At 68.6% G+C, this 13,964-nt stretch carries 12 protein-coding genes; 4 read left to right on the forward strand and 8 right to left on the reverse strand.

What is annotated here, in order from left to right:
* Nucleotides 1–46 precede the first annotated feature (46 nt).
* Nucleotides 47–1,150 (forward strand): glutamate 5-kinase, encoded by a 1,104-nt coding sequence (gene proB, locus KXC42_RS08950; RefSeq protein WP_006551186.1) that lies wholly within the window; start codon nt 47–49, stop codon nt 1,148–1,150.
* Nucleotides 1,151–1,155: 5 nt separating this feature from the next.
* Here the strand turns inward: proB and KXC42_RS08955 are convergent, their stop codons facing one another.
* Nucleotides 1,156–2,001 carry an NAD-dependent protein deacetylase gene (locus KXC42_RS08955; protein ID WP_006551187.1) on the reverse strand — a complete coding sequence of 282 codons (846 nt, stop codon included), beginning with the start codon at nt 1,999–2,001 and terminating at the stop codon, nt 1,156–1,158.
* Between the two features lie 5 nt (nt 2,002–2,006).
* The gene (locus KXC42_RS08960; protein WP_033096701.1) at nt 2,007–3,545 is read right to left on the reverse strand and encodes an ATP-dependent DNA ligase; all 1,539 of its coding nucleotides are present in this window, start codon (nt 3,543–3,545) and stop codon (nt 2,007–2,009) included.
* 134 nt (nt 3,546–3,679) lie between these two features.
* On the opposite strand from KXC42_RS08960, the gene ligD reads away from it, so the two are divergent.
* Nucleotides 3,680–4,627, forward strand: a complete 948-nt coding sequence (ligD, locus tag KXC42_RS08965; RefSeq protein ID WP_219130219.1) for a non-homologous end-joining DNA ligase — start codon at nt 3,680–3,682, stop codon at nt 4,625–4,627.
* 38 nt (nt 4,628–4,665) lie between these two features.
* On the opposite strand, the gene KXC42_RS08970 is transcribed toward ligD, so the two are convergent.
* The 5 genes from KXC42_RS08970 to KXC42_RS08990 form a co-directional block, all read right to left on the reverse strand.
* Nucleotides 4,666–5,601, reverse strand: coding sequence for a D-isomer specific 2-hydroxyacid dehydrogenase family protein (locus KXC42_RS08970; RefSeq protein ID WP_024100603.1), 936 nt, complete (start codon nt 5,599–5,601; stop codon nt 4,666–4,668).
* Nucleotides 5,602–5,650: 49 nt separating this feature from the next.
* Nucleotides 5,651–6,049: an ectoine synthase gene (locus KXC42_RS08975; RefSeq protein WP_006551191.1), complete on the reverse strand. Its 399-nt coding sequence runs from the start codon at nt 6,047–6,049 to the stop codon at nt 5,651–5,653.
* 58 nt (nt 6,050–6,107) lie between these two features.
* Nucleotides 6,108–7,397, reverse strand: a complete 1,290-nt coding sequence (gene ectB / locus KXC42_RS08980) for a diaminobutyrate--2-oxoglutarate transaminase (RefSeq protein WP_060651094.1) — start codon at nt 7,395–7,397, stop codon at nt 6,108–6,110.
* 60 nt (nt 7,398–7,457) lie between these two features.
* Nucleotides 7,458–7,964 (reverse strand): diaminobutyrate acetyltransferase, encoded by a 507-nt coding sequence (ectA, locus tag KXC42_RS08985; protein ID WP_006551193.1) that lies wholly within the window; start codon nt 7,962–7,964, stop codon nt 7,458–7,460.
* Nucleotides 7,965–8,180: 216 nt separating this feature from the next.
* Entirely contained in the window at nt 8,181–10,313 is a 2,133-nt protein-coding gene (locus KXC42_RS08990; protein WP_219130220.1) for an ATP-dependent DNA helicase RecQ, read from the reverse strand.
* Between the two features lie 349 nt (nt 10,314–10,662).
* On the opposite strand from KXC42_RS08990, the gene KXC42_RS08995 reads away from it, so the two are divergent.
* Entirely contained in the window at nt 10,663–12,204 is a 1,542-nt protein-coding gene (locus tag KXC42_RS08995; RefSeq protein ID WP_039587366.1) for an acetyl-CoA hydrolase/transferase family protein, read from the forward strand.
* A gap of 75 nt (nt 12,205–12,279) precedes the next feature.
* Here KXC42_RS08995 and KXC42_RS09000 read toward each other — a convergent pair whose 3' ends face one another.
* A complete protein-coding gene (locus KXC42_RS09000) occupies nt 12,280–12,894 on the reverse strand; it encodes a DUF3515 domain-containing protein (protein ID WP_219130221.1) in 615 nt (204 codons plus the stop codon).
* A gap of 96 nt (nt 12,895–12,990) precedes the next feature.
* Here KXC42_RS09000 and KXC42_RS09005 point away from each other — a divergent pair, with 96 nt between their 5' ends.
* The gene (locus KXC42_RS09005) at nt 12,991–13,962 is read left to right on the forward strand and encodes a thiamine-phosphate kinase (protein ID WP_052227379.1); all 972 of its coding nucleotides are present in this window, start codon (nt 12,991–12,993) and stop codon (nt 13,960–13,962) included.
* Nucleotides 13,963–13,964 lie beyond the last annotated feature (2 nt).

Below are 13,964 nucleotides of genomic sequence, written 5' to 3' on the forward strand. Positions count from 1 at the left end.
CGCGCGCCCCCACCGTTCAGGAAACCCGAAGCGTACCGAGGAGAACATGAGCGACACCCGGGAGGTCGTCTCCCACGCCCGCAGCGTAGTGGTCAAGATCGGCTCGTCGGCGATCACGAGCCTGGTGGGTGGACTCGACCGTGGCCGGCTCGATCGTCTCGTCGATGCCATCGAGGCCCGCATCCGCACGGGTTCGAGTGTCATCGTGGTCTCCTCGGGTGCGGTCGGTGCCGGGCTCGCACCGCTCGGTCTCACGAGTCGGCCGCGTGATCTCGCGACGAAGCAGGCCGCGGCCAGCGTCGGGCAGCTCACCCTCGCCCACGCCTGGGGCACCTCCTTCGCCCGCTACGACCGCACGGTGGGCCAGGTGCTCCTCACCGCCGACGACATCGGCCGGCGCACTCAGCACCGCAACGCGCAACGCACCCTCGACCGGCTGCGTTCGCTCGGGGCGGTGCCGGTGGTCAACGAGAACGACACCGTCGCGACCGTCGAACTGCGCTTCGGCGACAACGACCGGCTCGCTGCACTCGTCGCGCATCTCATCGGCGCCGACGCGCTGATCCTGCTGTCCGACGTCGACGGCTTGTACGACGGGGATCCCCGCAAGGGCTCCGCGAACCTCATCCCCGAGGTCCGCACCCCCGAGGATCTCGACGGTGTGGTCGCTGGGTCGGGCGGCGCGCTGGGCACCGGTGGCATGGCGTCGAAACTGTCCGCGGCCCGTCTCGCGGCGGACTCCGGCGTGCCGGTGCTGCTCGCCGCGGCCTCCCAGGCCGATCGTGCGCTGGGCGCCGCCGACGTCGGCACGGCCTTCGCGGCCCGCCCACAGCGTCTGTCGGCGCGGCGTTTCTGGGTGCGGCACGCCGCCGACGTCCACGGTTCGCTGTATCTCGACGAGGGTGCCGTGCGGGCCGTGATGGAGCGGCGACGCTCGTTGCTCGCCGCCGGAATCACCGGCACCAGTGGCGGTTTCCACGCCGGCGACGTCGTCGGCATCGTCGCGCCCGACGGCCGCACGGTCGCGCGCGGGGTGGTGGCCTACGACGCGTCCGAACTCGATTTCATGATCGGCTTCTCGACCGGTCAGCTGCCGCCGGATCTCCAGCGACCCGTCGTGCACGCCGACGACCTCGTCCGGGTGGTCTGAGAACCTCACGAAGTCGGTGCGGTCACCGCGTCGGCCAGGAAGGCGAGGGTCTCCGAGGTACCCGCCTCGAGCTTGAGGGTCGCCAGCGCATCCCCGCGGGTGGGGCCACGATTGATCACCACCACCGGGATGTTCCGCTGCACGGCGCGACGTACGAACCGCAACCCCGACTGCACCGTCAGTGAACTCCCGGCGACCAGCAGGGCGTCGGCACCGTCCACCACCGAGAAGGCGAGATCGACGCGCGGGCGCGGCACCGTCTCCCCGAAGTACACGATGTCGGGTTTGAGCATCCCGTCGCAGCGCTCGCAGTCGACGACGACGAAGTCCTCGGTGTCGGTGACCACCGCGTCCGCATCGGGGGCGACCTCGAGACCGGTCGTCGCGCGCATCCGATCGTCGAATCCCGGATTGGCCGCGCACAGCCGTTCGTGCAGCGTGAACCGCGAGATGCGGTGTTCGCACGACAGGCATCGGACCTGCGCGTAGGTGCCGTGCAGGTCGATGACCTGCCGGCTGCCGGCCTTCGTGTGCAGCAGGTCGACGTTCTGGGTGATCACGCCGACGACGGAACCGGCGCGTTCGAGGGCCGCGAGCGCCCGGTGCCCGGGATTCGGGCGGGCGGCGTCCATGTGCTTCCAGCCGACGTGGTTGCGGGCCCAGTAGCGTTGCCGGAACTCCGCGTCGCCGACGAACTGCTGGTAGGTCATCGGGTTGCGGGGCGGCGAGTCCGGTCCGCGATAGTCGGGGATACCGGAGTCCGTCGACAGCCCGGCGCCGGTGAGAACAGCGATCCGACGGCCGTGCAGGAGAGTGGGCAGGTCGTCGGAACGGAGTGGAACGTCGATCACTCCTTCTACGGTAGGCGGCTTCCGGGAACCGGTGCCGCGGGCAGCAGCGCGCGGACCGCATCGATGGTGTCGGCGTCGGCGGCCGACTTGTCGGGCCGGTACCGCAGCACCCGTGCGAAGCGCAGCGCCACCCCGCCCGGATAGCGGCTGCTCGTCTGCACTCCGTCGAGTTCGATCTCGACGACGATCGCGGGTCGCAGGTGGACGGTGTGCTCGTCGCGGTGTGTCTCGTGGCGTGGGAATTCCTCTGTCTGCCACTGCAGCAGCGCGTCGCTGAGTCCCTTGAACGTCTTCCCGACCATGATCGGCGGACCACCGTCGGGGTCGCGGGCACCGAGGTGCAGGTTGGACAGGAAGCCGGTGCGGCGCCCGTAACCCCATTCGGCGGCGAGCACCACGAGATCCAGGGTGTGCTCGGGTTTGACCTTCTGCCAGGCTCGGCCCCGGCGGCCGGCGGTGTAGGTCGATGTGAGCGACTTCACCATGACGCCCTCGTGGCCGTTGCCGAGCGAGTCACCGAGGTGCGCCTCGGCGCTGTCGGCGTCCGGAGCGACGAGCGCGGGGATGCGGTGCTCACCCGCGACGCGGGCGAGATGGTCGCGACGCACCGACAGCGGCTCGTCGAGCAGGTCGGCGCCGTCGAGGTGCAGGCAGTCGAAGAAGTACGGGTGGAGAAGCAGTTCGCGTTCGGAGCGGGCACCGAACCGGCTCATGGTCTCCTGGAACGGTCGGGGACGGCCGGCATCGGTGAGCGCGAGTGTCTCGCCGTCGAGCACGACACTGCGGCACGGCAACGCCCGGACGAGTTCGACCAGTTCGGGGACCGATGCGGTGATGTCGCGCAGCGTGCGGGTGAAGATCCACACCGCGTCCTCGTGGCGGTGCACCTGGATGCGTGCACCGTCGAGTTTGTACTCCACGCTCACCGCCCCGTCGAACTCGATGAGTGCCGCCTCGAGCGACTCGGCGGGTGAGGCTAGCATCGGCCGGACCGGTCGGCCGAGCTCCAGGCCGAACTCCGCCAGCGCGTCGACACCACCCTCGAAGGCCGCCGCTGCGGCCTGCGCGAGTCGGCCCGACAACATCACCGCCCGACGGACCGGTTCGACGGGGAGACCGGCTGCCGCTGCGACCGCATCGGTCATCACCCCTTCGAGCGCGCCCTGCCGCAGCTCACCGCCGAGGAGCACGACGAGGAAACGCTGCTCGGCCTCGGTGGCCCGTCCGAACAGATCCAGGAGCAGTTGCTGCCGCGCGGCGGTGGATCCGGAACCGGAGATGCCGGCGAGGCGGTCGAGGAAGCCGGACACCTCGTCGACGTCGAGCACGGGATCGTCGGCGACCGGTGCGGAGAGGCCGGCGAGGGTGCGGAAACCGACACCCAGGCGACCCTGGGTCATCTCTCCGGACAACCATGAGACCACCGCTTCGACCTCGTGAGGTTCGGCGCGCCCGAGTAATTCCCGCAGCAGATCGATCTTGGTGCGTCGTGACCGTGTGGCGGCGACGGCGACGGAGGTGTCGACAACCGAGTGCAGCAACATCGCTTCGACGTTAGCGCCCGGACGTGCCACGCGGAGGAAATCGTGCGCCGGGGTGTATTTCCGCACGGGGTGGGAATCGAGAGGCCAGGATGGTGCACAGGACGCCTCCACGCAGGGAGGGACGGGAGACGCGGATGAGCAAGGACGCCGATGCAGTCGAACTCGACGTGGACGGTCGCACGGTGCGCATCTCGCACCCCGAGCGCGTGTACTTCCCCGAGATCGGGGCGACCAAGCTCGACCTCGCGAACTACTACCTGAGCGTGGGGGAGGGGATCGTCCGGGCACTCCGCGAACGGCCCTGCATGCTGCACCGGTTCCCCGACGGGCTCGAAGGGCGGAAGGTACACCAGAAGCGTTTGCCGCGCGGGGCTCCGGACTGGGTCGAGACCGTTCGGGTGCACTTCCCGCGCTACGACCGCGATGCCGACGAACTGTGCGTGACCCATCTCGCCGACGTCGTGTGGGCCGTGCAGATGTCCACCGTGGAGTTCCATCCGTGGAACTCGCGGCGCAGCGACGTGGAGCGACCCGACGAGTGGAGGATCGACCTCGATCCGATGCCCGACTGCGATTTCGACCGGGTCCGGCGTGTCGCGAAGGTGGCGCACGAGGTGCTCGACGAACTCGGTGCCGTGGGCTGGCCGAAGACCTCGGGCGGCGACGGCCTGCACGTCTACGTCCGGATCGCGCCGGAATGGGAGTTCGACGACGTCCGAAGGGCCGCATGGGCTTTCGCGCGGGAGGTGGAACGACGCGCGCCCGGCGACGTGACGACGGCATGGTGGCGCAAGGAACGCGACCCGTCGGCGGTCTTCGTCGACTACAACCAGAACTCGCGCGACCACACGATCGCCAGTGCCTATTCGGTCCGCGGTGTGTCGGAGGCGACGATCTCCACTCCGGTGCGGTGGGAGGAGATCGACGACCTCGAACCACGGGACTTCACGATCCGGACCGTGCCGAAGCGGTTCGAGGAACTCGGCGACCTGCACTCGGGTATCGACGACGCTGTCTTCTCCCTCGATCCGCTCCTGGAATGGGCGGAACGCGACGAGAAGCAGGAGAAGGAGTCGGAGTGAGCGCTGTGGCCCGGTAACGGTGGCCCGGTAGACGTGGCCTAGTAGCCGGCGCTGGGATCGACGACCCCGATCGGCACGAGGCCGGATGCGAAGCGTGTGACGTTCTCGATCACGTGCTCGAGATAGGCCGGGATGCGCAGTGGGGGTGGATTGGCGTCGTGGGGAGTGATCACGGCGTTGGGGAGCGTCCACAACGGATGATCCTCGGGGAGCGGTTCGGGATCGGTGACGTCGAGCCCTGCACCACCGATCGCGCCGGATCGGAGAGCGGCGACGAGGGCGTCGGTGTCGACGAGATCGCCCCGGGCGACGTTGACGACCCACGCCGTGGACTTCATCGCTGCGAGCTCGGTTGCGCCGACGAGCTGCTCGACGTCGAGAGTGGCCGTCGCGGAGATGACGAAATGATCTGCCAGAGGCCATATCTCGTCGATGCGTTCGACGGGGAACGTCTCGATGGCTCCCGGCACGGGACGACCGCTGCGGGTGACGGCGAGCGCGCGCGCCCCCAGCGCGGCCAGCATCGGGATCAGCGCCCGGCCGACACCCCCGGCGCCGATGATCCCGACCGTCGCGCCGCGGAGGGTGCCGACGACCGGCGCGAGACTCTCGGGTGTCCACGAGGTGGCCGCCAGATGGGCCGGCAGGGCCCGGACCCCGGCGAGCAGGAGCAGGAGCGCGTGCTCGGCGACGGTCGTGGAGTAGGCCGCGGCCGCCGACGTCCAGGTGACGCGAGGATGGGCCTTGACGACGCCCTGCGACAGCCAGTACTCGACACCGGCGGACGGTAGCTGCACCCAGCGGACGGAGGCGGGGAGGACCTCGGGGAAGTCCTGCGGCCCGGCCGTCCAGACGAGCGCGTCGGGGGTCTCCTCGAGTCCGCAGGGCACGCCGCCCCCGCCCGTGACCGCCCGTTCGAAACGGGGGTCGCGCTCGGGGCCGACAGCGATGCGGGGCGCACGCTCGGGAGTCATGGTCTCGACTCTAAGCGTCCGCCCCGCATCGGTCACGTGGTTACCGCGCTCAGGCGGGTTCGACGATCAACGGGTACACACCGTTCTCGTCGTGCACCTCACGGCCGGTGACCGGGGGATTGAAGACGCACAGCATGCGCATGCGCGTTTCGGGGAGCACGCGGTGACGCTCGTGTCCGTTGAGCAGGTACATCGTGCCCGGAGCGAGGTCGTACTCCACGTCGTTGTCGAGGTCCTGGAGCTTGCCGGTGCCCTCGACGAGCCACACGGCCTCGACGTGGTTGGCGTAGTGGAACTCGTTGACGGTGCCGGGTTCGATGGTGGTCTCGTGGAATGAGAAGCCCACCTTGTCGCCGGCGAGGACGATGCGCTTGCTGCGCCACTGGCCGTCCTCCGAGACGACGTCGCGCTCGGTGCCGGTGATCTCTTCTGTCGTACGAACGATCATGGGTGTCGAAAGTCCTTCTTCTGCAAGTCGGTTCGGAACGGGCGGAGCGGGGGACCGCTCAGGAACGGACCTTGGCGGTCGCTTCCGCCAGGATGTTCAGCCCGAACTCGAGTTCGTCGTCGGTGATGGTCAGCGGCGGCAGCAGCTTGACGACCTCGTCCGACGGACCGGAGGTCTCGGCGAGCAGACCCTCTTCGAAGGCCAGGGCGCAAACCTTGTCGGCGTCCTCCGGCTTGTCGAAGACCAGGCCCTGGACCAGGCCGCGGCCGCGGGTCGAGACGCCGTCGAACATGTCCGACAGGTTCATGAAGGTCTGGCGGATGCGCTCACCCTTGCGCAGGGTGTCGCGCTCGAGCTTGTCGTCGGCCCAGTAGTGCTCGAGGGCGGCAGCCGCCGTCACGAAAGCCGGGTTGTTGCCGCGGAAGGTGCCGTTGTGCTCGCCCGGGCCCCACACGTCGAGCTCACGCTTGAACAGGGTGAGCGCCAGCGGCATTCCGTATCCGCCGATCGACTTCGACAGGGTCACGATGTCGGGCGTGATGCCGGCGATCTCGAACGAGAAGAACGGGCCGGTGCGGCCGCAGCCCATCTGCACGTCGTCGACGATCAGCAGGATGTCGCGTTCCTTGCACAGGTCGGCCAGAGCGCGAAGCCACTCGGGGCGAGCAACATTCACGCCGCCTTCACCCTGCACGGTCTCGACGATGACCGCGGCCGGACGGTTCAGGCCGCTGCCCGCGTCGTCGAGGACGCGCGAGAACCACTGGAAGTCCTCGGTGACACCGTTGAAGTAGTTGTCGAACGGCATCGGCGTCGCGTGGACGAGAGGCACACCCGCGCCGGCGCGCTTCATCGAGTTGCCGGTCACCGACAGCGCACCCAGGGTCATGCCGTGGAAAGCGTTGGTGAAGTTGATGATCGACTCGCGACCGGTCACCTTACGGGCGAGCTTCAGAGCCGCCTCGACGGCGTTCGTGCCGGTCGGGCCGGGGAACTGGACCTTGTAGTCCAGGCCACGCGGCGCGAGCACGTGCGACTCGAAGGTCTCGAGCAGCTTGCGCTTGGCGACGGTGTACATGTCGAGGCCGTGGGTGACGCCGTCGCTCATGATGTAGTCGACCAGGGCCGACTTGAGCACCGGGTTGTTGTGGCCGTAGTTCAGGGCTCCGGCGCCGGCGAAGAAGTCGAGGTAGTCCTTGCCGTCCTCGCTGCGCAGCCAGGATCCCGATGCCTTGTCGAAAACGGCGGGCCAGCCGCGGCTGTAACTCCGAACCTCGGATTCGAGGTGCGAGAAAATCGAGGTATCGGGCTTACCGGTGGTCTCGGGCTTGTTTTCCAGGATGGTCATGTCGTGGTCCTCCTGTGATTATTCGAGAATTATGAGATGTCGCGCGCACATGCGCTGCGATCATTCGCCGATGGTGTAGAGATCCTCGGCCAGATGTGAATCGGGGAAATCGTCGGGCGCGAACAACTCGGTGCGAGTGATATGCGTTCCGCGGCGACGCGCGAGAGCGGTGAACATTGCGATCGACGCTTCGTTGTCGGGACTCACCGTCGTTTCCAGACGGGTCACGCCGAGCGGCTCGAGTCGGTCGAGCAGAGCGTCGAGCATACGGCCGGCCACTCCACGTCCACGCTGGTCTGCGTCGACTGCCACCTGCCAGACGAACAGGGTGTTCGGGGAGTCGGGACGGCGGTAGCCGGTCACGAATCCCACGGGGCGATCGGTGTCATCCGTTGCGACGACCGATGTGTCGGCGAAATCGCGACACCACAACACATATGCGTAACCGGAATTGACGTCGAGAACCTGCGAATCACGCGCGATCTGCCAGAGTCGTCTACCGTCGGCGATACGCGGACGCCGGAATTCGATTGCAGCCGGCTCACTACCGGACTCGGTTGCGGCCACCTCCGAAGGGGTGGTCGCGGTATTCGATTCAGCCGAGTCGGGGGTCGGGGTACTTCTTTCCTTGACGGGCCTCATATGTCCTTTCAACCTAACAACTTCCGGTGTCGAGATCACGCCCGTGTCCGGAATCGGGATCGGAACCCTGTGGTCCGTGCAGGTCGAGCGCATGTTGTGATGCCGGTCACAAACATGTTACGTCGGTCCTCCTCGTGGCGATTACTTCGGGCTCGCGAGTGCGTACGGCAACACCGCGTCGGCTCCCGCAGCGACGAGAGTTCTCGCCGCCATCGTGAACGTCCAGCCGGTGTCGGTCACCGCATCGACGAGAAGGATCGGACCATTCGACCCGAGGTTGTCGGGTCGCTCCCACGCATCGATCAGTGCGGCGACCCGATATGCCGAGTTCGCTGCCGTCGGCTCCGTATTCCCGCTTCGGCGTCGCAATACACCTAGATCTCGTAATCGTCCGATTTGTGCCAATCGGAACGCGAGTGACTCGACGAGCAGGGGATGCGTGGGGGAGTCCATGGCCATGACGGCGGTGGGCCGCTCCTCCCAGTCCCACGCGGCGAGCACCGCGATCGACGCGTCGACCACCGCCTTCGGCACCTCGCGGTCCGGCCCGTCGAGCAGTTCGCGCAGTCGCGGTCCCCATCCCAGATCCGACAGCCTGCCCAGTACGCGCCCCGGGCGCGGACCGTCCGTGATCCGGCCCGACAGCGCGATCCCGAGGGTCGACATCCCCGTGGGCCACTGCCGGCGCGGCGGCAGATCGACGCCGGGGCGTTCGAGGCGGGCGCGGGTCCGGGCGACCTCGTCGTCGCCGACGGACGTCTCCCACCGGGACCCGATGCAGTTGTCGCACCGGCCGCAGCCGGTGCCTGCAGCGTCGAGATCGGGGTCGTCGAGCTGCCGGCGGAGGAAGACCATGCGGCACTCGGTGGTGCGCTCGTATTCGAGCATCGCCTCCTGTTCCGCGGCGCGGGCCTCCTCGAGGCGCCCGTAGCGCTCCTCGTCGTACACCCAGGGCTGCCCGGTGGCGATCCAGCCGCCCTTGACCCTCTTCACCGCTCCGTCGACGTCGAGGACCTTGAGGACCATCTCCAGGCGGGAGCGCGTGAGGTCGACCCGCGGTTCGAGCGCGGGTGTCGATACAGGCCGTTCGGTATCGAGCGCTGCGATCACACGGCGTACGAGTGCCTCGTCCGGGAAGGCGACCGAGGCGAACCACTGCCAGATCCGGCGGTCCTCCGGGCCGGGCAGCAGAACCACCTCGGCGCGTTCGGTGGAGCGACCCGCACGCCCGACCTGCTGGTAGTAGGAGATCGGGGACGAGGGAGCGCCGAGGTGCACCACGAAGCCGAGGTCGGGTTTGTCGAAGCCCATGCCGAGCGCCGAGGTCGCGACGAGCGCCTTGACCTTGTTGTCGACCAGATCGGCCTCGAGCTGTTCGCGCTCGGTCGGTTCGGTCTGTCCGGTGTACGCGGCCACCGCGTAACCGTGGTCGGCGAGCAGCGCGGCGAGGTCGCGGGCGGCGGAGACCGTCAGCGCGTACACGATGCCCGAGCCCGGCAGATCCTTCAGATGCTGCGCGAGCCACGCCGCGCGTCGCGCCGGCTCGTCGATCCGCACCACCGACAGGTGCAGCGACGGACGGTCGAGGCCACCGCGCAGCACGAGCGTGCCACCGGAGGCGGCATCGTTGCTCCCGCCGACATCGCTGTTGCCGCCGACACCGAGCTGGGCGGCGATGTCGGCGACCACCCGGTCGTTGGCGGTCGCCGTCGTCGCCAGCACGGGGATGTCGTCGCCGAGTTCGGCGACGAGGGTGCGGATGCGGCGGTAGTCGGGCCGGAAGTCGTGACCCCAGTCCGACACGCAGTGCGCCTCGTCGACGACCACCAATCCGGCGTCGCGGGCGAGGGAGGGCAAGACCTGGTCGCGGAAGTCGGGGTTGTTGAGGCGTTCGGGGCTGACGAGGAGGACGTCGACCTCGCCCGCCGCGATCCGCTCGTGGATCGCCGCCCATTCGGTGACGTTGCCGGAGTTGATGGTCGCGGCGTGGACCCCGGCCCGCTCGGCGGCCGCGACCTGGTTGCGCATCAGGGCGAGCAGCGGCGAGACGATCACCGTGGGACCGCGGCCCTGCCGGCGCAGCAGTTTGGCGGAGATGAAGTAGACGGCCGACTTTCCCCAGCCTGTGCGCTGGACGACGAGGGCGCGGCGACGGTGTACCACGAGCGCCTCGATCGCGACCCATTGGTCGTCGCGGAGCCGGGCATCGGGGCCTGCCAGCTCGCGGAGGAGGTGCTCGGCGTCGTCGCGCAACAGGTCGGTGGAGTTCGTCATGCTGCAATCGTGCCCGACGACGTTCCGTCACGGCGGCGGTGAACGGTTCTCCGGGGGCGGCGAACGGTACTGATGCGGCGGCGAACGGGGATACCCTAGAGATGGCGGCGGAGCGGCTCTCACGAAAGGCGGTGGCACCCAGTGTCAATCCGCGTGGCGGAAATCATCGTGTAAAAGCTTGCGAAACAACAACTTCCGATGGCATCGATCTTGGAGTGCGACTCGTGGCACTCTGTGTCCGAATTGGTGACGGCGATCGCTGATCCGGACCGAGTGTGATGAGCGGATCATCCGCGTCGCTATGGTCGTCGTCATGTACGCAGCCCTTTCATCCCCCGCAGCGCCGTCTGTGGAGTCGGTCGTCGTGACCCCGGCCGAGGCTCGGGTACGTCATGAGACCTACCGCAAGAAGATCGTGTCGGCTCAGGACGCCGTCCAGTGGATTCGCCCCGGCGACACGGTCGCCATCAGCGGCTTCGCCAGCGCAGGCACCCCGAAGGCAGTGACCCCGGCCCTCGCCGAACACATCCGGCGCACGCGGGCGACCGGCGGCGACTTCCGGATCAACCTGCTCACCGGAGCGTCGGTGGCCTCCGACACCGAGCGCATGCTCGCCGACGTCGACGGAATCGCGCTGCGTATGCCGTACCAGGCAGAGCCCACCGCCCGAGGGCGGATCAACGAAGGCCGGATGGACTACGTCGACATACACCTGTCGCACGTCGCCCAGCAGGTCTGGGAGGGCTACTACGGACACATCGACGTCGCCGTCGTCGAGATCTCCGGCATCACGGAGACGGGCGAGCTGATCCCCGCCACGTCCATCGGAAACAACAAGACCTGGCTCGACGTCGCCGAGAAGGTGATCCTCGAGGTCAACTCGTGGATCCCCGCCGCCATGGACGGCGTGCACGACGTCTACTACGGCACCGCGCTTCCCCCGAACCGTCGTCCGATCGACCTCACCGACGTCGAGGACCGCATCGGCCAGCCCTACTTCCGGATCGATCCGGAACGCGTCGTCGCGGTCGTCGAGACCGACCGTTCCGACAGCGCCACCGCGCTCACGGCGCCCGACGCCACCAGCCGGGCCATCGCCGACCACGTCCTCGACTTCTTCGCGCACGAGGTCGCCGCGGGACGGCTGCCCGCCGACACGCTGCTTCCGCTGCAGTCGGGTGTCGGCAACGTCGCCAACGCCGTTCTCGCCGGTCTCGACAGCGGACCGTACCGGGGGCTGACCTGCTACTCGGAGGTCATCCAGGACGGCATGCTCGACCTCGTCAAACACGGCACCGTCCGGTTCGCCTCGGCGACTTCCCTCGCACTGTCCGAAGCGGGGCTGAACGACTTCGTCGAGAACATCGACTTCTACCGCGACCACATCATGTTGCGGCCGCAGGAGATCAGCAACCACCCCGAGATCGTCCGCCGACTCGGCATCATCGCCATGAACGGCATGCTCGAAGCCGACGTGTACGGCAACGTCAACTCCACCCACGTGATGGGCACCCGCATCATGAACGGCATCGGTGGCTCCGGCGACTTCGCGCGCAACGGCTACCTGTCGATGTTCCTGAGCCCGTCGACGGCCCGCGACGGCGCGATCTCGTCGATCGTCCCGATGGTGCCGCACGTCGACCACACCGAGCACGACGTGCAGGTCATCGTGACCGAACAGGGTCTCGCCGATCTGCGCGCACTGTCCCCCCGCCGTCGGTCGCGGGTCGTCGTGGAGCGCTGCGCGCATCCCGACTACCGCGCCGAACTGCTCGACTACATCGAGCGCGCAGAAGCCACCCCCGGAGCAGGTCACACCCCGCACCTGCTCGGTGAGGCGTTCTCCTTCCACGAGCGCTACCAGCGCACGGGGACCATGCACGCGTCCTGATCGACGCGGCGACGAACACGGTCGGCCCCGGCACCACATCACGGTGCCGGGGCCGACCTTTCTCGTTCGTCCGGCTCAGCGGATCGGCGCCGGATCGATCCCCTGCTGCGGGAGCGTCGCGGAGATCGTCGCCGTGATGTCCTGCAGCGGGGTCGGCCCGGATCCGTCGGGCACGGTCAAGGCCACGTAGACCGGACGGTCGACGGCGAACCACGTACTCGCCGGGATGCCCTGCTCGGCGCCCGACACCTCGAACCACTGCACGTCGTCGATCACCTGCAGCGCCGCCGCTCGGTCGAACTGGTCGGGCCGGTCGAGACCGCAACGCAGGACGACCTCCTCGCCGTCGTCCGACTGCCAGGCCGCAGCACCCACCGGTGCCGGATCGGCCAGTTCGGCGCGCGTGTAGTCGCCGAGCTCCTCCGGCAGCGCGTCGAGCAACTGCGAGCAGGATTCGGATTCCGCCTCCGGAGCGGGCACGGGACCGAGACCCACGGGTGTATTCACCGGTGACTGCGACACGATCACGGCCGCCACCACCACTCCGACCAGCAGGGCGACGGGCAGTGCGATCGCCGTGGCGATCAGAGCGGGACTGCGTCGCATCCCGTCCGATCCGGGTGCCTCGACGGGGGCGTCGTCGGAAGGTTCGCGATCGGAAGCAGAGGTGTCGTTCATCGTGTCCAGCATCCGGGCTCGGGGACAGGGGGCGGTAGCGTGATCGAACGTAGCAGGGCACGTGCCGGCTCTCTCCCACCGCCGACCGAGAAAGAGGCGACCGTCACCGTGACGAACCCGAGCGGACCCACCGTCGCCGACATCGGCGAATTCCCAGTGATCGAGCGCGCGGTGAGAGCACGGCGGCAACCCGACAGCACACTCGTCGGGCCGGGCCACGACGCAGCGGTCGTGACAGCATCCGACGGGCGCATCGCGATCTCGACCGACATGCTGGTCGAAGGACGTCACTTCCGGTTCGACTGGTCGAGCCCGGAAGAGGTCGGACGCAAGGCGGTCGCCCAGAACGGAGCCGATGTCGCCGCGGTCGGCGCCCGCCCCACGGCCTTCGTCGTCGGCCTCGGTTGTCCGCCCGAGACTCCCGTCGCCGTGCTCGACGGCATCTCGGCGGGCATCGGGGAGGCTGCGGAGGAGATCGGCGCCGGAGTCGTGGGAGGCGATCTCGTGCAAGCGGGTCAGGTGATTGTCTCGGTCACCGTGCTCGGTGAACTCGACGGACGGCCACCGCTGCTCCGCTCCACCGCCTGCCCCGGCGACGTCGTCGCCCTCGCCGGTCGCATCGGTCGTTCCGCGGCGGGTCTGGCCCTGCTGCTGGCCGGCAACCGGGACTTCCCCGAACTCGTCGCGGCGCATCGTGTGCCCACTCCGCCCTACGCCGCAGGTCCTGCAGCGGCCGCAGCAGGCGCCCACGCATGCACCGACATCTCCGACGGTCTCGTCGCCGATCTCGAGCACATCTGCACGGCTTCGGAGGTCGCGATCGACCTCGACTCCGGTGCGCTCGCTCCCGACACGCAACTCCGCGAGACCGGTCGGGTGCTGGCGGCCGACCCGTGGGAGTGGATCCTCACCGGCGGCGAGGACCATGCCCTCGCAGCGTGCTTCCCTCGCGAGGTCGCACTGCCGGACGGATGGCGGCCGATCGGCGTGGTCCTGGAAGGCTTCGGCGTCACCGTCGACGGGCAGCGCCGCGACGGATCCGGAGGCTGGGAGAGCTTTGCGGCGGGCGCTGGTCACTAGGG

This window comes from Rhodococcus sp. LW-XY12 (genome assembly GCF_019317345.1).
Classification (GTDB): domain Bacteria; phylum Actinomycetota; class Actinomycetes; order Mycobacteriales; family Mycobacteriaceae; genus Rhodococcus; species Rhodococcus pyridinivorans.